Annotated in this window: 16 protein-coding genes; 6 read left to right on the forward strand and 10 right to left on the reverse strand. The window is 73.1% G+C overall.

All coding sequences use genetic code 11. The features are described 5' to 3' along the window. Window positions 1-6 precede the first annotated feature (6 nt). From ACZ4WV_RS11270 to ACZ4WV_RS11290, 5 genes are all read left to right on the forward strand, one after another. A complete protein-coding gene (locus ACZ4WV_RS11270) occupies window positions 7-537 on the forward strand; it encodes a Jag family protein (protein ID WP_465745149.1) in 531 nt (176 codons plus the stop codon). A gap of 176 nt (window positions 538-713) precedes the next feature. Then, window positions 714-1541 (forward strand): 16S rRNA (guanine(527)-N(7))-methyltransferase RsmG, encoded by an 828-nt coding sequence (gene rsmG / locus ACZ4WV_RS11275; protein ID WP_465745151.1) that lies wholly within the window; start codon window positions 714-716, stop codon window positions 1539-1541. Window positions 1542-1814: 273 nt separating this feature from the next. Next, window positions 1815-2759: a ParA family protein gene (locus ACZ4WV_RS11280; protein WP_465745302.1), complete on the forward strand. Its 945-nt coding sequence runs from the start codon at window positions 1815-1817 to the stop codon at window positions 2757-2759. After that, window positions 2756-3808 carry a ParB/RepB/Spo0J family partition protein gene (locus ACZ4WV_RS11285; RefSeq protein WP_465745153.1) on the forward strand — a complete coding sequence of 351 codons (1053 nt, stop codon included), beginning with the start codon at window positions 2756-2758 and terminating at the stop codon, window positions 3806-3808. Before ACZ4WV_RS11280 ends, ACZ4WV_RS11285 begins: the two co-directional genes overlap by 4 nt. A gap of 124 nt (window positions 3809-3932) precedes the next feature. Next, entirely contained in the window at window positions 3933-4550 is a 618-nt protein-coding gene (locus ACZ4WV_RS11290; protein ID WP_465745155.1) for a GNAT family N-acetyltransferase, read from the forward strand. 142 nt (window positions 4551-4692) lie between these two features. On the opposite strand, the gene trxA is transcribed toward ACZ4WV_RS11290, so the two are convergent. The 7 genes from trxA to ACZ4WV_RS11325 all read right to left on the reverse strand — a co-directional run bounded on the left by trxA (window position 4693) and on the right by ACZ4WV_RS11325 (window position 15349). Then, window positions 4693-5019, reverse strand: coding sequence for a thioredoxin (gene trxA, locus ACZ4WV_RS11295; RefSeq protein ID WP_465745157.1), 327 nt, complete (start codon window positions 5017-5019; stop codon window positions 4693-4695). A gap of 133 nt (window positions 5020-5152) precedes the next feature. Then, window positions 5153-6121 carry a thioredoxin-disulfide reductase gene (gene trxB, locus ACZ4WV_RS11300; protein WP_465745159.1) on the reverse strand — a complete coding sequence of 323 codons (969 nt, stop codon included), beginning with the start codon at window positions 6119-6121 and terminating at the stop codon, window positions 5153-5155. Window positions 6122-6315: 194 nt separating this feature from the next. Beyond that, the gene (locus ACZ4WV_RS11305) at window positions 6316-7308 is read right to left on the reverse strand and encodes an anti-sigma factor family protein (RefSeq protein WP_465745161.1); all 993 of its coding nucleotides are present in this window, start codon (window positions 7306-7308) and stop codon (window positions 6316-6318) included. Then, on the reverse strand, window positions 7305-8045 hold the full coding sequence (gene sigM / locus ACZ4WV_RS11310) for an RNA polymerase sigma factor SigM (RefSeq protein WP_465745163.1): 741 nt from the start codon (window positions 8043-8045) through the stop codon (window positions 7305-7307). The genes ACZ4WV_RS11305 and sigM overlap by 4 nt, the downstream gene beginning before the upstream one ends. 43 nt (window positions 8046-8088) lie before the next feature. Beyond that, window positions 8089-10056 (reverse strand): protein kinase family protein, encoded by a 1968-nt coding sequence (locus tag ACZ4WV_RS11315; RefSeq protein ID WP_465745165.1) that lies wholly within the window; start codon window positions 10054-10056, stop codon window positions 8089-8091. A 306-nt stretch (window positions 10057-10362) separates the two neighbouring features. Continuing rightward, the gene (murJ, locus tag ACZ4WV_RS11320; protein ID WP_465745167.1) at window positions 10363-12810 is read right to left on the reverse strand and encodes a murein biosynthesis integral membrane protein MurJ; all 2448 of its coding nucleotides are present in this window, start codon (window positions 12808-12810) and stop codon (window positions 10363-10365) included. Between the two features lie 58 nt (window positions 12811-12868). Continuing rightward, window positions 12869-15349 (reverse strand): DUF6049 family protein, encoded by a 2481-nt coding sequence (locus tag ACZ4WV_RS11325; protein ID WP_465745169.1) that lies wholly within the window; start codon window positions 15347-15349, stop codon window positions 12869-12871. A 363-nt stretch (window positions 15350-15712) separates the two neighbouring features. On the opposite strand from ACZ4WV_RS11325, the gene ACZ4WV_RS11330 reads away from it, so the two are divergent. Further along, on the forward strand, window positions 15713-17137 hold the full coding sequence (locus ACZ4WV_RS11330; RefSeq protein ID WP_465745304.1) for a CCA tRNA nucleotidyltransferase: 1425 nt from the start codon (window positions 15713-15715) through the stop codon (window positions 17135-17137). A gap of 73 nt (window positions 17138-17210) precedes the next feature. Here ACZ4WV_RS11330 and ACZ4WV_RS11335 read toward each other — a convergent pair whose 3' ends face one another. The 3 genes from ACZ4WV_RS11335 to ACZ4WV_RS11345 all read right to left on the reverse strand — a co-directional run bounded on the left by ACZ4WV_RS11335 (window position 17211) and on the right by ACZ4WV_RS11345 (window position 20409). Beyond that, on the reverse strand, window positions 17211-18227 hold the full coding sequence (locus ACZ4WV_RS11335) for an LppU/SCO3897 family protein (RefSeq protein WP_465745171.1): 1017 nt from the start codon (window positions 18225-18227) through the stop codon (window positions 17211-17213). A gap of 58 nt (window positions 18228-18285) precedes the next feature. Then, window positions 18286-18936, reverse strand: a complete 651-nt coding sequence (locus ACZ4WV_RS11340; RefSeq protein ID WP_465745173.1) for an LppU/SCO3897 family protein — start codon at window positions 18934-18936, stop codon at window positions 18286-18288. Window positions 18937-19071: 135 nt separating this feature from the next. After that, window positions 19072-20409: an MFS transporter gene (locus ACZ4WV_RS11345; protein ID WP_465745175.1), complete on the reverse strand. Its 1338-nt coding sequence runs from the start codon at window positions 20407-20409 to the stop codon at window positions 19072-19074. Between the last annotated feature and the right edge of the window lie 84 nt (window positions 20410-20493).

The raw sequence follows: 20493 nt of genomic DNA on the forward strand, positions 1-20493 counted from the left end.
CCATCAGTGACGGAAGGCACCACCTCCGCCGTCGAGGCCGAGGCCGCCGCCAACGCCGACGAGAGCGCCATCGCCCGCCTGGAGCAGGAGGGCGACATCGCGGCGGACTACCTCGAGGGTCTGCTCGACATCGCGGACCTCGACGGTGACATCGACATGGACGTCGAGGGCGACCGTGCCCTGGTCTCGATCGTGAGCGACGGCAACGACCGCGCGCTGCAGCGCCTGGTCGGCCAGGACGGCGAGGTGCTGGAGGCACTGCAGGAGCTGACCCGGTTGGCTGTCCACCGGGAGACCGGCGAGCGCAGCCGCCTCATGCTGGACATCGCCGGCTTCCGGGCCCGCAAGCGTGAGGAGCTGGCCGTCCTCGGCGCCAAGGCGGCGGAGCAGGTCAGGACCAGTGGGGAGCAGGTCAAGCTGAGGCCGATGACGCCCTTCGAGCGCAAGGTCGTCCACGACGCGGTCGCGGCCGCCGGTCTGCGCAGCGAGTCCGAGGGTGAAGAGCCCCAGCGGTGCGTGGTCGTGCTGCCGGCCTGAGGCCGACGGGCGACCTCCGGCCGCTCCGGCGGCCGGTGAGCTTCACCGGACGCGACCCCGTCCGCCTCGTGCGGGCGGGGTCGTCGTCCCTTCCGCCGGGCTCGGCCCGGCGGGGATGTTTCACGTGAAACGGTGCGTTGAGCGGGTCGGTGGATCCGGGGATCGGAGAGGTCGAGATGGACACGGAGAGCGGGGCCGCCGGACGTCCGGGGGCGGACGTGGATCCGGACGCTGAGGGGCGGGCGGCCGAGGTGCCCGAGCTGGACGTGCGGGCCGAGGCGCCGGCCGCAGCCCGGGAGGTCTTCGGTGACCGCTTCGAGGCAGCAGTCCGCTACACCGAGCTGCTGGCCACCGCGGGCGTCCAGCGCGGACTGATCGGCCCGCGCGAGGTGCCCCGGCTCTGGGACCGGCACGTGCTCAACTGCGCGGTGCTCGCCGAGCTGCTGCCGACCGGTTCCACCCTGTGCGACGTCGGCTCCGGCGCCGGGCTGCCCGGCATCCCGGTGGCGCTGGCCCGGCAGGACGTCTCGGTGACCCTGTTGGAGCCGCTGCTGCGCCGGACCACCTTCCTGGAGGAGGTCGTCCGGGAACTGGCGCTGGAGAACGTCACGGTGCTGCGGGGCCGCGCCGAGGAGATGGTCGGCAAGCTCGCGGTGGACGTGGTGACCGCCCGGGCGGTGGCGCCGCTGGACCGGCTGGCCGGCTGGGGGCTGCCGCTGCTGCGTCCGCACGGCCAGATGCTGGCGCTCAAGGGGGACAGCGCCGAGCAGGAACTGGCCGAATCCCGGGCCGGACTGGCCAAGCTCGGCGCGGTCGAGTGGAGCGTGATCGCGGTCGGCGAGGGCACCCTGGAAACCTCGACCCGAGTGGTCCAGGTCAAGGCGGGGGAGAGCCCCGGTGGTGTGAAGGCCGCGACCCGGCGGGCCAAGATGGCCCGGGCCGACCGCAACGCCCACGGCAAGGGCGGCGAGCGCGGTCGGGGTGCGCGGCGCCGCAGCCGCTGAGGCCGGGCGACCTCGGACACCTGACAGAGCGGGCGGACGGCCCTCCGGAAGGAGGGAACCGTCCGCCCGTCGTCATTCAGGTGACGGCCGGGCCGATGATCGGATACCGGAGTGTCGCAACGTCAGATTTCCGGCATAGCGGGCATGGTGTCTGACGTGAAACGTCGCTCCTTGCTCTCCGGAATCCTCCGTCGTGACCGGGCGGCGACTGTTGCCGCTCCGGTTTCACGTGAAACACTGAGCCCCATGCAGGACTCGGAGACCATCGACCAGATCGATGACACGCCCATCGCACGGGCCGCCCAGGCTGCGGTCCAGGCGATCGGCCGAGCGGGCGAGGGGCTGCCCCGGCCCGCCACCACCCGGGTGATGGTGGTCGCCAACCAGAAGGGCGGGGTGGGCAAGACCACCACCACCGTGAACATGGCCGCCTCGCTGGCGATGCACGGACTGCGCGTCCTGGTGGTCGACCTCGACCCCCAGGGGAACGCCTCCACCGCCCTCGGCATCGACCACCACGCCGACGTGCCGTCCATCTACGACGTCCTGGTCGAGGGCAAGCCCCTGGCCGACGTGGTGCAGCCGGTCGTGGACGTCGAGGGGCTGTTCTGCGTCCCCGCCACCATCGACCTGGCCGGCGCGGAGATCGAGCTGGTCTCGCTGGTGGCCCGGGAGAGCCGGCTGCAGCGCGCCATCGCCGCCTACGAGCAGCCGTTGGACTACATCCTGATCGACTGTCCGCCCTCGCTGGGCCTGCTGACGGTCAACGCCCTGGTGGCGGGCCAGGAGGTGCTGATCCCGATCCAGTGCGAGTACTACGCACTCGAGGGCCTCGGCCAGCTGCTGCGCAACGTCGAGCTGGTGCGCGCCCACCTCAACCCCACGCTGCACGTCTCGACCATCCTGCTCACCATGTACGACGCCCGGACCAGGCTGGCCGCCCAGGTCGCCGACGAGGTCCGGACCCACTTCCACAACGAGGTGCTGAGCACGGCGATCCCGCGCTCGGTGCGCATCTCGGAGGCGCCCAGCTACGGGCAGACGGTGCTCACCTACGACCCGGGCTCGACCGGGGCGCTCTCCTACCTGGAGGCCGCCCGCGAGCTCGCGCTGCGCGCCGTGGGTCCGGGCGGATCGCTGGTGGGTCAGCAGCGGGAGGGCCAGCAGGGGCACGGAGCCCCGGCGGCACAGCACGGTACGACGGAGGGTAATCGGTGAGCGGTCGCAGCAGGGGTCTTGGGAAGGGGCTGGACGCGCTGTTCGGCGGGGCGACGCAGCCCGCGACGGCCGCGCCGGCGCCGCCCTTGGTGACGGCCACCGGACGGACCTCGCCGACGGAGGTGCCGACGCTGCCGGCCGACCGCAGCACGGTGGCGGCCCGGGCCGCCGGCAAGCGGGTCATCGAGCAGCCCAAGCCGGCGCCGGGGCCGGGTGCCTTCTTCGCCGAGCTGTCGGTGGACGCGATTCAGCCCAACCCGCGACAGCCGCGCGAGTACTTCGACGAGGACAAGCTGGCCGAGCTGGTCGTCTCCATCAAGGAGGTAGGCCTGCTCCAGCCGGTGGTGGTGCGTCAGACGGGGCCCGAGACCTTCGAGCTGATCATGGGCGAGCGCCGTTGGCGCGCCTCCCGTGAGGCCGGACTGACGCTGATCCCGGCGATCGTCCGGGCCACCGAGGACGACAAGCTCCTGCTGGACGCCCTCCTGGAGAACCTGCACCGGGCGGAGCTGAACGCGCTGGAGGAGGCCGCCGCCTACGACCAGCTGCTGCAGGACTTCTCCTGCACCCACGACGAGTTGGCGGACCGGATCGGCCGTTCCCGCTCGCACGTGACCAACACCCTGCGGTTGCTGAAGCTGCCTCCGGCCGTCCAGAGCCGGATCGCCGCCGGGGTGCTGTCCGCCGGCCACGCCAAGGCGCTGTGCAGCCTCACCGACCCGGAGAACCAGGAGAAGCTGGCGGCCCGGATCAACCGTGAGGGCCTCTCGGTGCGGACCACCGAGGAGATCGTCAAGACGATGAACACGGAGGCCAAGCCGACGCGCCCGGCGCCCAAGGCCGGCAAGCTGCTGACCCCGGCCTTCAACGATCTGGCGACCCGGCTCTCGGACCGCTTCGACACCCGGGTCAAGGTCGAGGTGTCGCAGCGCGGCGGGAAGCTGGGCAAGGGCAAGGTGGTGTTGGAGTTCGGCTCGGTGGAGGACCTCAACCGGATCCTGGACAGCATGGCTCCCGGCGAGGACGGTCTCCGGCTGTCACAGGGCTGAGCCGGCCGAGGGCGACGACCCGATGGGTGCGTGTTGCACGTGAGCACCGTTTCACGTGAAACATGCACCCATCGGCGTTCACGGGGGAATGCTCGATCGTGAGAGGGAGGAGGAGGTGCGGGCCATGGGACGGCGGATAGCCCCGCTGACGCTGGACAACCTCACGGACCTGCCGACCGGCTGCCGCTCCTGCGTGTTCTGGGAGCTGGACCCGGTCAGCGCGAAGGAGGCGGTCGAGTCCGGGAAACCGGAGCAGGAGAAGGAGGGCTGGATCTCCGCGGTGCTGCTGGAGTGGGGGTCCTGCGGCCGGATCGTCTACGTGGACGACCAGCCCGCCGGTTTCGTGCTCTACGCGCCGCCCGCGTACGTCCCCCGCTCGCAGTCCTTCCCGACCAGCCCGGTCTCCCCGGACGCCGTTCAGCTGATGGTCAGCCGAGTGCTCCCCGGCTACCAGCGGCAGGGACTCGGCCGGGTGCTGGTGCAGACGGTGGCCAAGGACCTGATCGGGCGCGGGGTCCGGGCGATCGAGGCCTTCGGCTCGGCGGGCCGGGTGCCGACCAGCTGCGTGCTGCCGGCCGACCACCTGCTGGCGGTCGGCTTCAAGACCGTACGACCGCATCACCGCTACCCGCGGCTGCGGCTGGAGGCGCGGACCACGCTCTCCTGGCGGGGGGACGTCGAAGTCGCGCTGGAACGGCTGCTCGGTGGCGGGCGCAAGGAGCCGGCCCTGCGGCCGTTCTGAGGGACCGCTCCGCAGACGCGGCGGTCCGTTCAGCGGTGATGGCGAGGGGCCGGGACAGAAGAGCGGCGGTGGGGCGGAAACGACGGCGGCGGGGCACCCCGACTGGGGAGCCCCGCCGCCGTCCGGTCGGTGACCGGCGAGCCTAGATCAGGCCGTCCAGCTCGCGCATCAGCGCGGCCTTCGGACGCGCGCCGGTGATCTGCTTCACCGGCTGGCCGCCCTTGTAGAGGATCAGGGTCGGGATCGAGATGACGTTGTACTCGGCGGCGGTCACCTGGTTGGCGTCCACGTCGAGCTTGGCGACGGTCAGCTTGTCGCCGTGCTCGGCCGCGATCTCCTCCAGGACCGGGGCGACCTGGCGGCACGGGCCGCACCAGGTGGCCCAGAAGTCGACCAGTACGGGCTTGTCGCTCTCCAGGACGTCGGACTTGAACGTCGCGTCGGTGACGGTGGTGGTGGCGCCGGCCACGGGAACTCCTCGGGTTCGGACGGAGGGGGGCTGCCAGGAGAACAACGGGCGGGCCGTTTCTGTTTCTGCCTGGCCGGGGCGGGGGTGTTCCACGTGGAACACCCCCGCAGGGGGTCGGTCGGTGGTGAGGGAGTCAGACCGCCACGACGGCGGCGGCCTTGGTCTCCAGGTCGTCCAGGGCGGCCAGGTAGCGCTCGGCGTCCAGTGCGGCGGAGCAGCCGGTGCCGGCCGCGGTGATGGCCTGGCGGTAGGTGTGGTCCACCACGTCGCCCGCGCCGAAGACGCCCTCGATGTTGGTCCGGGTCGAGGGAGCCTCGACCTTGAGGTAGCCCTCGGCGTCGAGGTCCAGCTGGCCCTTGAACAGGTCGGTGCGCGGGTCGTGGCCGATCGCGATGAACAGCCCGGTGACGGCCAGCTCGCGGGTCTCGCCCGTGGTGGTGTCGCGCAGGGTGACGCCGGTCAGCTTCGGGTCGCCGTGGATGGCCTCCACCGCGCTGTCCCACTCGAAGCGGATCTTCGGGTCGGCGAAGGCGCGCTCCTGCATCGCCTTGGAGGCGCGCAGGGTGTCACGGCGGTGGATGATCGTGACGCTCTTGGCGAAGCGGGAGAGGAAGGTCGCCTCCTCCAGGGCGGTGTCGCCGCCGCCCACCACCGCGATGTCCTGGTCGCGGAAGAAGAAGCCGTCGCAGGTCGCGCACCAGGAGACGCCGCGGCCGGAGAGCTTGTCCTCGTTCGGCAGGCCCAGCTTGCGGTGCTGGGAGCCGGTGGTGACGATCACGGCCCGGGCCTTGTGGACATTGCCCTCGGAGTCGGTGACGGTCTTGACCTCACCCGTGAGGTCGACGGCGACGATGTCGTCCGGGACCAGCTCGGCGCCGAAGCGCTCGGCCTGCGCCCGCATGTTGTCCATCAGCTCCGGGCCCATGATGCCGTCCCGGAAGCCCGGGAAGTTCTCGACCTCGGTGGTGTTCATCAGCGCGCCACCGGCGGTGACGGCCCCCTCGAACACCAGCGGCTTGAGGGAGGCACGGGCCGTGTAGAGCGCAGCCGTGTACCCTGCGGGGCCGGAACCGATGATGATCACGTTACGGACGTCGCTCACTGCTTCTCCTGGTTCGCATCGCGACCCGCGTTTGCTGCGGGGAGGGCGGTCTGCTCCGCCGCCCGGGACAACGACTGACCAGTCTCCCGCATTCCCAGGCTGATCAGTACCAGGCGCCCGGAGTGTGGGAGTGGCGTCGCGTCCTGGTCGTCGATCGCATGGGAACGACCCGGCAGTCGGCTGGGAACGGCTGGTCAGCCCTCGGGGACGGTCCGCTGCAGCAGGATCGGGCCGCAGTCGGGGGAGCGGAGGAAGACGTCCACGAAACCGGGCCGGCCCGGGGACGGGTAGACCAGGACCTCGACCGGGGCTCCCCGGTAGCTGCCTCGGTCGCCGGCCAGCAGGGCGCCCGGGGCGGGGGCCGGGCAGGCGTCCGGAGCGGGCTGGGTGGTGGGGGAGGCGGGGGCGGTCGGGGAGTTGAGTTGGGGCCGCACGCCTTCCGCGGGTGCCGCGGCGTCGGACTTGGCCGGCCCGGTGGCGCCCAGCCCCGGAGCAACGCCGGAGCGGGCCAGCAACTGCTGGACCTGGGCGGCCAGTTGGTCGTCCTGGTAGGCGGTGCCCGGGCCCGCGGTGCGGGGGGTACGAGCGCTCTGGTCGGCGGCGGAGGTGCTCGCCGGGGCTCCTGCGGTGATCGCCGGGCGGTCGGTCGGGGCGGAGGGGTTCAGCAACAGCGCCCCGCCGAGTCCGAGGGCGGCCAGCGCGGCTGCCGCGCCGAGCAGCAGACCGGCTCGCCGCCGACGCGGGCGGGCGCGGCCGGGGCCGGCGGCCGAGCCGGGACGGGACGGAGGCGCTGAGGGGGCCGTGGCGTGCCGTACGGAGGACGCGGGAGCGGGCGTCAGGCGGCGGCCTCCGGCGCCCTCCCCGGGGTTCCCTGCGGGTTCGGCAGCGGGCGCCCCGGCGGCGGGAGCCTCGGTAGCGGAGGCGTCGGTGCGGGCGGCCTCGGCCAGGGCGGCGTCCAGCCGGGCGGCGACGTCGGCGGGCATCGGCTCGGGCGCGACGGCACCGAGCAGCGACTGCACCTCGGCCAGCGCGTCGACGGTCTCCCGGCACTCGGCGCAGCCGTCCAGGTGCCGGTGGAGTGCCTCGGCGGCCTCGGCGGGCTCGACCAGCCCCTCGGCGAGGTCGGCGAGCTCCTCCACGGAGGGGTGGGCGCCGACGGGGCGGTGGGAGGAGAGGGGGTCGCTCATCGCGTGCTCGCATCTCCTTCCAGCATCGTCCGGCCGGTGTTCGGGCCTGTCCCTGTGACGGTGCGGGGGCCCGTCGGGTTCCCCTGGGCGTCGTCCCTTGCGGAGGCCTCCCGGGTGGGAGCCCGGCGGTCCGGCGCTCCGCGCTGCGGTGTTCCACGTGGAACACCGGAGCCGCCGTCCGCCTCGCGCAGGTGCCGGACCAGGGGCAGCAGCCGGGCTCGGCCGCGTGCGCAGCGGCTCTTCACCGTGCCCACCGGGACGCCCAGCAGCTCGGCGGCCTCGGCGACCGGGTAGCCCTGCATGTCGACCAGGACCAGGGCGGCCCGCTGCTCGGGGGGCAGTTCGGCGAGCGCCGCGGTCACCTCGCGGTGCAGCTCGGCGCGGACCACCGGGGAGTCGGCCGGTTCGGCGGCGCCGACCAGGGTGTCCAGCCGCTGGGGGTCGTCGCCCAGCGGGGTGGTGCGGCGGCCGGCGCTGCGCCGGGCGCGGTCCAGGCACGCGTTGACCACGATCCGGTGCAGCCAGGTGGTGACCGCCGAGCGCCCCTGGAAGCCGGCGGCGGCGCGGAAGGCGGAGACCAGGGCGTCCTGGAGGGCGTCGGCGGCCTCCTCGCGGTCGCCGAGGGTGCGCAGCGCGACCGCCCAGAGCCGGTCGCGGTGGCGGTTCACCAGCAGCCCGAAGGCCTCCGGGTCCCCGGCGACGTGCCGGGCGAGCAACGCCGCGTCGTCCTCCGCCACTGCCACCCCTTGCCGCTGTCGTCCGGTGTGCGAGGGGGCGCCGTCAGCCGAAGACCTTGACCTCGGCCACCTGTCCGCGCCACTTGCCTTCCGTATCCTTCGGCAGGCTGGTCAGCCAGATCAAGAGGTAGCGCGTGTTCGTCGGGCTGCTGAGAGTGAAGTCGACCGTGCTGCCCGTCTGTTTGTCCAACACGTTGTACGCCTCGGGCTGGGCGCCCTGCGGGCTGACGGCGGCCTGGGCGTTGGGCACCCGCAGCTCGGCCGTGGTGACCCCGACGAACTGGACGTTCACCGAACTGACCTGCTGGGCCGAGCCGAGGTCGATGAGCAGGCCGGTGCCGTCCTTGAGCGGCGGCTTGGTCCCGAAGGGGTCGAAGTACTGCTTGGTGGACCAGGCCGTGTTCGGGTCCCCGTCGAAGGCCTTCGGCAGCAGGTAGGTGGACTCCGGGGAGTCACCCCGCGGGTTGTAGGAGAAGACGTCCCTGATCTGGATCGGCACCGGGCTGTGGGTGCTGGCCTGCGGGCTCGGCGAGGTGCTGCCGCCCGGGGACTGCGGGGCGGCGTGGGCCGGCCCGGTGTTGCGAAGGTTGTCGACGAACTGCCAGGAGGCGACGCCGATCGCGCCCAACGCGACCGTCCAGGCGGTGGCCTTGACCGCCCGGCGCAGCCGGCGCTTGGTGCGGCGGGAGGCGGTCGGCCGGGACGAGGCCGGCAGCGGGGAGACCTCCGTGTCGGCGACCCGGGTCGGGATGGGTGCCGTCGGCAGGGCGTGGGTGTTGTGCCGGGGCGGGGCCTGGAAGGCGGGCAGCTCCGGTTCGGGCTGGCGGATCTTGGGCATCCGGGCGATCGCCCGGACCAGCTCCTCCGGCGTGGTGATCGGCTCGGCGTGGTGCGGGGGGTGGTCGAACAGGGCCCGCGCGGCGAGCTCGGACAGACCCTTGTGGACGCCTGCGCGGACCTGGTCCGGCGCGGCGTTCTGGAGGCCCTTCGGCAGCCCCTTGAGGTCGTAGCGGTCCTCCGGGTACGGCCAGCGGTGGGTGAGCGCGGCGAACAGCAGTGCGCCGATCGCGCGGGTGTCGGCGCGCTGGGCGTCGTCGGTGGTGTCCTCGTCGGGCAGCCCGCGCAGGGCGGCGTCCACCGCGATGCCGTTGATCCGGTACTGGCCGCTGTCGGTGCGCAGCACGCAGCGCGGGGTGAGCCGCAGGTGGGCCTGGCCGCGCCGGTGGGCGGCCGCTACGGCGTCGGCGACCTGGCGGACCATCTGGTACGCCTCGTGCGGCTCCATCGGGCCGTCGGCGATCAGCTTGGCGAGGTCGGAGGCGTGCGGCAGCCACTCCCGCACGACGTAGACCAGCTCGCCCTCCTGGACGGCGTCCAGCACCTGGACGAAGCGCGGGTCGCCGAGCAGGGCGGCGGACTTGGCGGCGGCCAGCACCTTGCGGGCGCGCTGGTGGCCGGAGGCCATCAGGTGGACGCCGACGGCCCGGCGCAGCTTCTCGTCGACGGCGCGCCAGCTGCTGAAGGTCTCGGTCTGGGAGATGCACTCCTCGAGCCGGTACCGGTGGCCGATCCGGTCGCCGCTGTGCCGCATCGGCGCGGGGAGGGTGCGCGGGAGGGTGGCGGTGTCGCGCGGGTCGACCGTGGGCTGGGGGTCGGTGGGGAGTCGCTTGGCGGCGGCCGGTTCGGGGGCGGGAGTGGGGGCGGCCTTCTTCCGGACGGTGCCGGCGGCCAGTTCGGCGGCGATCTCCTGGACGGAGAGCGGGGCGGTGATCTCCGAGGTCTCCTCGCCGACGGAGGCCTCCTGCCCGGGGGCCGCGGGATCGTCCTCGTCGTCGGTCCCGGGATCGTCCTCGTCGTCGGCCTCGGGGGCGTCCGTGGAGGAGGCGTCGGCGGCGTCCGCCGGGGCGGTCTTCCCGTCCCCGAGCCCGTCGATCGCCGCGGCCAGTGCGGCCTCGTCCGCCGCCGCGTCAGCTGCTGACGTGTCGACGACCGCCTTGGTGCCATCAGCCACCGTGGTCCTGCCTCCCCTTGTGTCGCCCCGGCTGAGAGAGTCGCTGGAGCCCGCGGATTGGCCGCCCTGTGCTCCAGGACAATTGTGCCCACTCTTCCCCACCGGGTACGACCGCTGAAAGGTCCGCTCGGTTGCCCAGGGGTGGAGAGATGTGGTGCAGATCCGACACCGGGCCGCCACCTTGTGGGCCCGGGAAGCCCGGGTGGGGGTGGCGGCACGGCATTCGGCCGGACGGGCGGAGGCGGTGGACCGCCCCGGTTGACGCCCGGTCAGGGCGCCCGTCCGTCCGGCCGGTTGGCGCGGTGGTCAGCGACCCAGTCGGCCGCGGACCATGCCCAGCATGGCGTTCATCTCCTCGATCCGCAGGCGCTTCGCGATGAACACAAACACCACCAGCTGGAGACCGCCGGCCAGGACCACCGACAGCACGCTGCCCGCCCAGCCGCCGATCACCTGCTGGACCGCCAGGCTGACGCCGAGACCGACCGCCGCGGCCGGGACGCAGGCGGCGGCCAGCCGGCTGTAGGTCTTGCCGATCCGCTTGGTGTCCAGCCCGCCGATCTTCTTCTTCAGCTTCGGCACCGCGACCGTCACTCCGACGGCGTAGGCGAGGCCGTAGCCGAAGGCCATCCCGGTCACCGTCCACTGCGAGGGCAGCGCGACCCAGCAGATCAGCGAGAAGCCGGCCTGGCAGGCGGCCACCCAGACGGTGTTGGAGAACGGCGTCCGGGTGTCCTCGTAGGCGTAGAAGCCGCGCAGCATCACGTACTGGGCCGAGTACGGGATCAGCCCGAGCGCGAAGGCCGAGAGCATCAGGCCGACGTTGGTCGCGTTGTCCAGCGCCGTGCCGCCGCCGCCGACCGCGTAGATCGAGCGGCCGATCGCCGGGCCGAGCGCCAGGAACAGGAAGGCCGCCGGGACGACCGCCACGGCCGTGGTGCGCAGCCCGTACGACAGGTCGTCGCGGACGGCGCCGGCGTCCTCGTCGGCCGCCGCCCGGGAGAGCCGGGGGAGCACCGCGCTCATGATCGAGACGGTGATGACGGCCTGCGGGAGCTGCCAGATCAGCAGGGCGTTGGAGAAGGCCGACAGGCCGACACCGCCGTGACCGCCCTGTTCGGCGGCGCTGCCGGCGGCGGTGGCCAGCTGGGTGATGACCAGGTAGCCGGCCTGGTTGGCGAGCACGAAGAAGAAGGTCCACTTGGCCAGCCGGGCCGCCTTGCCCAGGCCGTGGCCGCGCCAGTCGAAGCGCGGCCGGTAGTGGAAGTCCGCGGCCCGCAGGTAGGGGATCATCGCCAGCGACTGGACCACCAGGCCGAGCAGGGTGCCCAGGCCGAGCAGCCGGACGCCCTCCGGGGAGATGTTCTCCGGGGTGACCTGGGTGCCGTTGTAACCGCCGTAGACCCAGATGTACGCGCCGAAGGTGAAGATCACCACGATGTTGTTGAGGACCGGGGTCCACATCATGGCGCCGAACCGCCCACGGGCGTTCAGAACCTGGCCCATCACCACGTGGACGCCCATGAAGAAGATGGTCGGCAGGCAGTACCGGGCCAGCGCCACGGTGGTGTCGGCGCGGGCCGCGTTCGACATCATGGGGTGCGCGATCAGCTGCACCAGCAGGGGCGCCCCGAGCACCGCGAGGAACACCACGCCGCCGAGCCCGACCATCACCAGGGTGAGCAGCCGGCTGGCGTAGGCGGTGCCGCCGTCCTCGTCGTTCTTCATGCTGCGCACCAGCTGCGGCACGAAGACGGCGTTCAGCGCGCCGCCGCCGATCAGGATGTACAGCAGGGTCGGCAGGGTGTTCGCCGCGTTGTACGAGTCACCCATGACCGCGATGCCGATCGCACCGGCGATCACCATCGTCCGCAGGAAGCCGGTGCCCCGGGAGACCAGGGTGCCGGCCGCCATGATCGCGCTGGAGTTCAGCAGGCTGGCGACCTTGCCGCCACCGCCACCGGAGGCCGGGGCCGGTTCGGCGGCCTGTTCCTGCTGCGCGGTGTGCTCCCGGGTGTGGTCCCCGAGCGGCTCGACCGCCGGGGGCACCGCCACGGCGGCCACCTGCATGGTGGCCTCCTCCTCGGAGAGCGGGGGGTCGAACTCGATCGGGGGCACGAACGGGCGCTGCCCGTCCGGGGCGCCGTACAGCGGCTGCCCGGGGTAGCCGCCCGCCGACGGGTACGGTGCGCTGGGCTGGGCCGGGGTGGGCGGGGGCACCGGCGGCTGGGCCGCGGCCTCCGCCTGCTGGTGGCCGCCGAACAGCGCGTCCACCCCGACGTACTCGGTGGTCTCGGAGTCCCAGGTCGAGTGCGCCGGGCCCGGCGCCCACTGCGGCGCAGGCTGCTGGGCGCCGCCGCCCCACTGGTCGCCGGCCGGCGCGGCCTGCTGCTGCTGCGGCCAGGCGGCCTGCGCCGGGGTGTCCCAGCCGGGCTGCACCGGAGGCACCGGGGGCGTGAACGGGGTCGGCGAGGTGAACTCGGCCGGTGCGGGGGGCACCGGCGTCGGGTAGCCGCCGCCCTGCGGCGGCAGCTGCGGCGGCACGTCGTACGCGGTGGCCGGCGGCTGCGGTGCCGCGGGCCGGCCGGCCCGCAGGCCGTACGGGTCCTGGTCGTCCTGCGGGGCCCCGTACGCCTCGGCGGCGTACGGGTCCTGGGCGTAGGTATCGGCCACGTACCAGTCGCCGGACGGCGACTCGGCGCCCGGCCGGCTCTCACCGCGGCCCGGCGGCCGCTCCTCGCTGCGCCCGGTCATGTCACCTCTTCGCTGTCGTGGGGGGAGGCCGGCCCGGCGTTGCGGGGGATCGGCGGTATCAAGGACCAACCTTCTCATCACTGGCGGCCCGATCCCGGCCATCCGGGCTGCTGGCGCGCGGTGTCTGCGCGGGACCGTCCCCGGCGGGGTCCTCCGCCGGGCGTCCCGTCGGCCCCTCCGTAGGCTCCTCCGAGGGGGCCTCGGGACCGGCCTCGGCGGCACCCCCGGCGCCGTCCGGCGCGGGGCCGTCCCCGACCGGCTGGTCGCCGTCCTCGTGCGGCTGCCCGCCGCGGCGCTTGCGCTGGCGGACGAAGCGCAGGGCGGCCAGCAGCAGCAGGACACCGGCGCCCGCGAAGACGTACAGCACCCCGTTGGTCACCGAGGTGACCTCGACCCGGAAGGTCTTGGCCTCGCCGTACTTCTGCGGGTTGGGGCCGGTGGTCCAGAGCTGGGCGGTCATGTTGACCGGCCCGTTGTTGCGGGCCGCGGCCTGGAACCGCAGAGTGACGCTCTGCGAGGCCGGGATGACCAGCTCCTCCTCCTTGCTCACCGACAGCCTGTTCGGCTGGGTGGACGTGAGCACCAGCTTGAGGTTGGTGACCGTCTGGGTGAGGTCGTTCTTCACGCTGACCTGGAGCAGGCCGGTGTTCCCGGCGAGGGTGACCGCCGTCTTCTCCGGGACCTTGACGGCGTCGGTGAGGTCTGTCAGGTACTTGCCGACACCCTCGCGGTAGGAGTCGCCCACGGCTCCCTGGGTGCGCCACTCGGTGGACAACGAGCGGACCATCGCGGCGCTGAACGGGCCGCGCACCCGCTGCGGCAGGGTGAGCACCCTCATCAGGGTGTCCAGGTCGTGCTGGATCTTGTCGGTGCCGCTCAGGTCGTAGGCCGACAGTTCGCTGGCCCGGGCCTGGGTCGGGTAGTCGGTCGGGGAGGGAACGGTGGTGTTGGCCTTCGGGTCCGGCGCGGACTGCGCCAGGGTGTCCAGCTTCACCGGGGTCAGCCACTTGTCGCCCGCCGTCTGCAGCGCGCCGGCCAGCACCTTGGCGGTGGCGGCGGACAGCTCGCGCGGGGGCATGATCAGCAGCCCGCGCTGGTTCTGCGGCTGCTCGTGGGTGATCGTGAAGGTCTCGGCCAGGAAGCGCTGGGTCGCCTCGGTCTGGTCCTTCGGACTGGCCAGGTCCTTCTGGAAGAGCGAGGAGACCGTGTCGTCGGCGACCAGGGCGTTCTGGCCGTTGCCGATCGGGCGCACCGCGGTCGGGGTGTAGTTCACCGAGTCCGGCTCCGGCATGCTCGCGCCGTTGACCAGGACCAGCCCGCTGCCGGCCTGCCGGGCGATGCCGGTGATCTGCTGGTCGACGTAGCCCTGGTACGGCCAGGCCACGTCCGAACGGGTGTCCACCGACAGTCGGCCCTCGACGGTGAGCCGGCCGGCGGTGGCCGCCTTGTTCAGGGCGGTGCCCATCCCGGCCAGGTCGGCGCCGTTGTGCGCGATCGAGGCGAGGTCGGGATCGGCGTAGGGCAGCGAGACCACCTGGCTGCCCGGCTTGGCGACGGCCGCGCGCAGCTTGTCCAGCCAGGCCGCGGCGGCGGCCGAACCGGTCCCGGCGACGGTGTTGTCGTCCCTGGCGGGCTTGCCCGCCGCCGCGCCCGGCTTCTGCACCCGGTACTGCTTGTTGGTCATCGCGAACGCGGCGTCCAACAGGTCCGGGTCGACGACCCAGGTCAGGTCGGGCAGCTTGGCGCCGGTGTCCACCAGCTCGTACAGCCGGCCGCCCGGGGCGAACTCGGCGGCCAGGCTGTCGTCGCGCAGCACCGGGACGGTCTGGTCGTTGTCGGCGACGGTCTGCGCGGCCAGCACCGGCGCATGCACCAGCGGCCAGAGCGTGGTGACCTTCGTCGGCTGGGCGTCGCCGCCCTGGTTGTACGGCAGGAAGGTGCGGGCGAGGCCCAGGACCCGGTCGTGCGGGTTGTCGGCGGTCGCGCCCCAGGCGTCCACCGCGAGCTCGTAGACACCGCTCTCGGACAGCCCGAGGTCGCTCACCGCGACGCTCAGGGTGTACGCCTGGCTCTGGCCCGGGTTCAGCTCCGGCAGGGCGTACTGCGGGCTGTCCAGCTCCACGCCGGGGCCGCTGCGGGTGGCCATCAGCTGCAGCTCGCTGCGCCGCTGCATCGGCTTCGAGGCCGGCTTGCGGATCGCCGCGTGGGCTCCCTTGAGCACCGACTTGCCGCCGTTGGTGACGTGCCCGCTGATGGTCACGGTGCCGTTCGGGGCGGCGACCTGCGGATTCACCGTCTCCATGGTCAGCACGACCGGGGACTCGGCGGTGGCCGTGGCGTCGCCGCCGGCCGGCAGGGCCACCGCAGGGGCCGCCGCGAACAGGGCCAGGGCGGCCCCGAAGGCGGCGGCAAGGCGACGGGCGCGGCGGCCCGGGCTCCGTTCGTCGGCGGTGCTCCTCGCGGGACGTTCGGCGGGGCCCGCGGCCCGTCCAGGCTGTCGGTGCGCCCCCAGACCCGAGTGCCGTGCCGGCTCACTCACTCGTTTCGCCCTGCCGTTCTCGATCGATCGCTCGCTGCTGATGCTGTCCGCCCGGCGTTGGCGCCTGACGTTCCCCGCTCGACGTACTCCGCTTGACGCTGTCCGCCGCACTGCCGCCGCGGACGGTTCCGTCGGCTCCGGCGGCACGCGACACCGCATCCCCGGTTCCGGTGCGCGAGACTCGTCCACCGGCATGGTAACGATCCAGCCTGGCGTGCAGTGTTGCGGGCTGTGGGATGAGACGCCCAAAACGCGCGGGCGGTTGACCTCCCGGGCCACGTACCCTTGTGAGCCGTGTCCACTGCCAATGAGTCCACCGCGCGCACCGACCGTTCCCCCGCCGCCGCCCCGGTCGTCCCAGGCCTGAGCGAGGCCCAGACCCTCGGACTGCAAGAACTGCTGCGGGTGTCGCCGGTCGCCGACGAGATCGCCCGGCGGTTCCAGGGAGCCGGTCACCGGCTGGCGCTGGTCGGGGGTTCGGTGCGGGACGCGCTGCTCGGCCGGCTCGGCAACGACCTCGACTTCACCACCGACGCCCGCCCGCAGCAGGTGCTCAAGCTGGTCAAGGGCTGGGCTGACGCGGTCTGGGACGTCGGCATCGCCTTCGGCACGGTCGGCGCCCGCAAGGACACCCCCGAGGGCTCCTTCCTGATCGAGATCACCACCTACCGCTCCGAGGCGTACGACCGCACCTCCCGCAAGCCCGAGGTCACCTACGGGGACACCATCGAGGAGGACCTGGTCCGCCGGGACTTCACGGTCAACGCGATGGCCGTCGACCTGCCCGGCCGCGGCTTCGTCGACCCGCACCACGGCCTGGAGGACCTGGAGGCCCGGGTGCTGCGCACCCCCGCCACTCCCGAGGAGTCCTTCTCCGACGACCCGCTGCGGATGATGCGGGCCGCCCGCTTCGCCGCCCAGCTGGACTTCGACCCGGCGCCCGAGGTGGTCGCCGCGATGACGGCGATGGCCGAGCGGATCACCATCGTCTCGGCGGAGCGGGTGCAGGCCGAGCTGAACAAGCTGCTGCTGGCCGAGCACCCGGTGAAGGGCCTGCGGCTGCTGGTCGACACCGGCCTGGCCGACCACGTGCTGCCCGAGCTGCCCGCGCTGCGGCTGGAGCGCGACGAGCACCACCGCCACAAGGACGTCTACGAGCACTCGCTGACCGTCCTGGAGCAGGCCATCGAGCTGGAGCAGGACGGCCCGGACCTCACCCTGCGCCTGGCCGCGCTGCTGCACGACATCGGCAAGCCGCGCACCCGGCGCTTCGAGCCGGACGGCCGGGTCTCCTTCCACCACCACGAGGTGGTCGGCGCCAAGATGACCCGCAAGCGGATGCGCGAGCTGAAGTACTCCAAGGAGCTCACCGAGGACGTCTCCCGCCTGGTCGAGCTCCACCTGCGCTTCCACGGCTACGGCGGCGGTGAGTGGACCGACTCCGCGGTGCGCCGCTACGTGACCGACGCGGGGCCGCTGCTGGAGCGCCTGCACAAGCTGACCCGCTCGGACTGCACCACCCGCAACCGCAAGAAGGCCGCCGCGCTGTCGCGCACCTACGACGGCCTGGAGGAGCGGATCGCCGAGCTGAAGGCGAAGGAGGAGCTGGACGCCGTCCGCCCGGCGCTGGACGGCAACCAGATCATGGAGCTGCTCGGCGTCAAGCCCGGCCCGCAGGTCGGCAGGGCGTACAAGCACATGCTCGAACTGCGGCTGGAGCACGGACCGATGGAGCACGACGAGGCGGTGGCGGCGCTGCGGGCCTGGTGGGCCGAGCAGCAGGGCTGAGGTCCGTTCACGACGCGAGGGGTGGTCCCGGCGACTCGGCCGGGGCCACCCCTCGCGGTCGTGCGGGCGCGGGCTACGTCAGCTGCTTGAGGCAGAGCACGTAGTCCAGGGCGGGAAGGTTGGGGTGCTTGCTGGTGTACCAGCTGTCCGCCTTCGGCTGCTTCTCGCAGACCTTCTGGTCGGAGGTGGCGAGGTACTTGTACACCACCTTGTACTGGGCCTTGGAGTCGGTGCAGGGCAGCACGCTGACCTTCGGGTGGGTGTCCGTGGTCTCGCCGGTGCCGTTCTCGTTGCGCAGGCAGTCGCCGACCTTGGCGTCGTCCGGGCCGCCGTCCGACGAGTCGTCGCTCGGGGTGGTGATCGGCGGCACGGTGATGCTCGGCATCGGCGGCAGGCTGAAGGACGGCGAGGGGAAGCTCGGCGGGGTGTAGGTGGGCATCGGCAGCGGCTTCGGCGAGAAGGTGAAGCCCGTCGGTGACGGCCCCGGGCCGGCGTGGGTGTCGTCGTCCTTCGGGCCGAGCACCCCGGTGGCCGCCAGGAGCACCGTGAGCGCAAACGACACCGGGACCAGCAGCATGGCCGTGTGCGGTCGCCGGCCGAGCGGGACGCCCGGGTCGAGCTGCGGGCCGTGGGTGCCCGGCACCGGCGGCGGCAGCCGCTTGATCCGGCCGTTGGCGGCCAGGTTCATCAGCAGGGTGATCGGTGCCAGGATCAGCGACGCCGGGCTCCACCAGCCCTGGACGAAAGTCCGGGCGGACATGTCGCGCACGGTGGCCGTGCCGCAGGTCCGGCAGAACGGGCCGTGCATCCGCAGCATCCGGTAGGCCAGGACGAGGCCCTGGTGGCCGCGGACGGTGGCGCTCACCGCCGGGTAGCCGCCGCAGAAGCGGCAGGTCTGACCGCCCATCGGGGGCGGCGGCGGGTACCCGTAGCCGTAGCCGGGCGGCTGGGCGCCGTACGGCTGCTCCGGCGGCGGGGCGCTCGGGTAGCCGTACCCGGGCTGGCCCGGGGGCGGCGGCGGGGCCGGCGGGCCGTACGGGCCGGCGCCGGCGTAGGGGTTGCCGTCGCCCGGCGGGGGGCCGTACGGCATCTGGGGCGGAGGCGGAACGGACAAGTGGTCCCCCCGGAAAGGGTGATGGTCGACGAGGTCAGGACTTCTTCACCGGCGGGTTGCCGGTGGTGTTGGAGCCGGTGGGGGCCAGCGGCCCGAGGCAGAGCACGTACCGCTTCGTGTTCCAGCGGCGGCCGCTCTTGCCCGAGACGGCACTCGTGGTCTGTGGTGTCTGTCGGCAGCGGGTCACGTCGGTGGTGCCGGTGAACTTCGCCAGCACCTTGTAATTCGCTGTCGAGTCGGTGCACTTGACGATCTCGACGGCACTGCGGCCGCTCACCCGGACGCAGTCGCCGACCTTGGCGCTGCTGACGCTCGGTCCGGCCACGAAGTAGGCGACGGCCAGGGCGGCGCAACCGCCGACGGCACCGACGACCCGCAGCTTGGACCGGCCGCCGCGTCGGGCGGGGGCGGCCGGGGGCGTCGGGGCGGCTTGCGCAGGGCCGTACGGCCCCGGGTACGGCTGTTGCCCGTACGGCTGTTGTTGCGGGTACGGCTGCGGCTGCCCGTACGGCACCTGGGGGTAGGGGGCCTGCCCGTGCGGCGCCTGGGCGTAGGACTGCTGCCCGTAGGGCGCCTGCCCGTAGCCCGGCGGCGGCGGACCGAAACCGGCCGGCGCCGCCGACGCCGCCGGAGCGGGCGGTGGCGCAGGAGGTGGCGGCCCGTACGGGCCGGGTGGCGTGCTCATCAGTTCGTCCCCCGAGACCAAGTGCTGTCGTTCCGACAGGTCTAGGTACCTTAGCGACTCACTCGGACGCAATCGGTCCGCAGGCCGGGGAAGGACTTCGGGACGAGGTGGTGCCGATTCCGGGACACGGCGGTTTCAGTGCAGCCGGTCACCCGGCAGCGGACCGGACCGTCGGGCGGCCCGCAGGTAGAGCGCCGCGGTGAGCGCGTACACCGCGGCCACCCCGACGACCACCGCGGCCGAACGGCCGGACAACGGCAGCACCAGCGCGGTGACCAGGGCGGCGGCCACGAAGGCGACGTTGAACAGCACGTCGTAGATGGCGAAGACCCGGCCGCGGTACTCGTCCTCGACCGACTCCTGGACCACGGTGTCGGCGCAGATCTTGGTGCCCTGGGTGACCACCCCGAGCAGCAGCGCCGCGATCAGGCAGGGCACGGGGGCGAAGAACAGGCCCAGCGCGGGCACGAAGACGACGGGGGCGACCAGGCAGGCTGTCATCCAGCCGGCCAGGCCCAGCCGCCGGGTGCACCAGGGGCTGACCACGGCGGCCACGAAGAACCCGGCGGCCGACAGCCCGACCGCCTGGCCGAGGGTGGCGAGCCCGGCCGCGCTGTCGGCGGGGTCGTTGAAGGTGTACCGGGCGAGCATCACCACGACCACGATCAGCACGCCGTAGCAGAACCTGGCCGCGGTGACGGCGGCCAGCGCGTGCACGGCCGTCCGGCAGTCCCGGCGCAGGTGGCGCACGGCGGCGCCGAGTTCGACGGCGGCTCGGACCAGCGCCTGGCCGAGCGCCGGGTGGTCGCCCTGCTTCTCCGGGCCGAGCAGGTCACGGTCCATCCGGCGGGCGGCCAGCGCGGCCGACAGGTACAGCAGCGAGGCGACGGTGACCAGGGCGGCGTCCGCCCGCGGCCCGGGGGCCATCACCTGGTGCAGCAGGAAGCCGATGCCTCCGCCCGAGGCGGCGGCGACCGTCCCGAGCGTCGGGGAGAGCGCGTTGGCGGTGACCAGCTGGTCCTGTTCCACCACCCGGGGCAGGGCGGCGGACAGTCCGGCCAGGATGAACCGGTTGAGCGCGGTCACCAGCAGCGCGGAGGCGAAGAACAGCCAGGTCGGCGCCTGGACCAGGAGCAGCGCGCCGGTGCCCAGGCCCAGCCCGAAGCGGGCGAGGTTGCCGAAGTAGAGCACCTGGCGGCGGCGCCAGCGGTCCAGCAGCACGCCGGCGAACGGGCCGATCACCGAGAACGGCAGCAGCATCACGGCCAGCACCGAGGCGATGTCGGCGGGGGAGGACTGCTTCTCGGGGGAGAAGACCACGTAGGCGGCGAGCGAGACCTGGAAGACGCCGTCCGAGAGTTGGGAGAGCACCCGGGCGGTCAGCAGCCGCCGGAAGTCCCGGCCCCGGAGCAGACCGAGGAGCGTGGCGCGGTGCGCGGACTGGTGGGTGCTGCCGTTCTCGGTGATCGCCACCCGCCCAGGGTGCCATGGATCCGGGGACCGTTTCACGTGAAACATTCGCTGCGGAAACGTGAAGGGCCCACGATCCCGTGATCG

The organism is Kitasatospora sp. NPDC029312 (genome assembly GCF_055569215.1).